Here is a 558-nt window from a genome sequence, read left to right on the forward strand (position 1 = left end):
CGCCGATGGGCTCTTGGTAACCGGGGTGGTCACCCGCAACATGGCCGACCCGCTGCGCACCACGGTCGCGGCCACACCGCAGCCCCGGGTGGTGATCGCATGCGGCGACTGCGCCCTGAACCGAGGGGTGTTCGCCGATGCCTACGGGGTGGTCGGCGCGGTGGACGAGGTGGTGCCCGTCGACGTGGAGATCCCGGGCTGCCCGCCGACACCCACCCAGATCATCGCGGCCCTGCGATCGGTGACCGGGAAATGACCGCCACGCTCACCACGATCCCCGTTGGGGCGTCGACCGTGCGCGGCAACGGCTTCGGACCGCTCGCATCCGGGGTGGCGACGTCGTTTGTGGGCGCGGCCGGCGTGTGGGCCGGCCTGCTGGCAATGTTCGCCACGGTGCGCCCGGTGCACATCGGCTGGCTGGTTCCCCTGTCGGGGCTGTATCTGGCCCCCGATCCGCTGGGCGGTTTCTTCGTCGCGCTGGCCGGCGGGATCGCGATTCCGGTAGGCCTGTACGCGATCGGCTACGCGCGCCACGAGCATCTCGGGGGAGTCCCGCTG

At 71.7% G+C, this 558-nt stretch carries 2 pseudogenes; both read left to right on the plus strand.

The annotated features are described in order from the left end of the window. Nucleotides 1–256, plus strand: a pseudogene (locus tag F6Q13_RS19960) (oxidoreductase); the annotation flags it as partial. After that, nucleotides 253–558: pseudogene (locus tag F6Q13_RS19965) on the plus strand (hypothetical protein); the annotation flags it as partial. The pseudogenes F6Q13_RS19960 and F6Q13_RS19965, both read left to right, overlap by 4 nt.

Source organism: Mycobacterium sp., assembly GCF_008709575.1.
Classification (GTDB): domain Bacteria; phylum Actinomycetota; class Actinomycetes; order Mycobacteriales; family Mycobacteriaceae; genus Mycobacterium.